Source organism: Neisseria sp. P0021.S006 (assembly GCF_051956895.1).
On sequence record NZ_JBQCWZ010000699.1, the window covers coordinates 1 to 724 of the forward strand.

A 724-nucleotide genomic window follows, 5' to 3' on the forward strand; every position below is an offset into this window, starting at 1 on the left:
GCTGCGGCCATCGCGCTGCCGAGCCGTACGATGACTTGGTTTATTGGGATTGCAACTGGCGCAAAGGCGGCGGCAGCGCACGCATGATTGAAATCAGCAAGCGTGAGCATTTCTACCAACAAGAATATTGCGGTTGCGCCTACTCCCTGCGCGATTCCAATGCCCACCGCAAATCGCAAGGCCGCATCCCCATCAAGCTGGGCGTATTGTATTACGGTGATGAATCCACCCAATACGAGCCTCAAGCCGAAAACAAAATCCTTGTTGAGAAATAAATATCAAAGGCCGTCTGAAATATTCAGACGGCCTTTGTTCAAATCAGATGATTAACGGCGGCGGAATTTGCCGTGATCAAAATCATCAAATGCCTGATAAGCAGCTTGGCATTGAATTTTTTGCTCGGCATAAGGCAAACCGCGGAACGCTTTTGCCGCTTTACGGTTTTCCCTCAACTCAGCCTTGTTGCCTTTATAACGATACCAAGCAGCACGGCGCTCAAGGTATCTCTTACAAGCAGGATGCAATTTGTTTTTCTTCGCCTGCTGGTGTTTGCTCACATGATGGCCATGCGGTTTGGCCGCCGCTTCGGCAGAATAAGCACCCAAGCTCAATACGGCAACCGCCGCCAGTGCGGAACCTAAAGTTTTCAGTGTCAACATGATTCGCTCCCAGTTTAGGTTGGATAGTCATCCCATTATATGCCTCGCCTGATACCTCGACAAAC

2 protein-coding genes are annotated in these 724 nt (G+C 50.0%); one reads left to right on the forward strand and one right to left on the reverse strand.

Annotation, left to right across the window (positions count from 1 at the left end; translation table 11 throughout):
- Nucleotides 1-275, forward strand: a 275-nt coding sequence (locus ACTHUM_RS16560) for an epoxyqueuosine reductase QueH (protein ID WP_440403500.1), incomplete at its 5' end; no start/stop codon positions are given.
- Between the two features lie 51 nt (nucleotides 276-326).
- Here ACTHUM_RS16560 and ACTHUM_RS16565 read toward each other — a convergent pair.
- Nucleotides 327-659 carry a stress response protein gene (locus ACTHUM_RS16565; RefSeq protein ID WP_070583918.1) on the reverse strand — a complete coding sequence of 111 codons (333 nt, stop codon included), beginning with the start codon at nucleotides 657-659 and terminating at the stop codon, nucleotides 327-329.
- Nucleotides 660-724 lie beyond the last annotated feature (65 nt).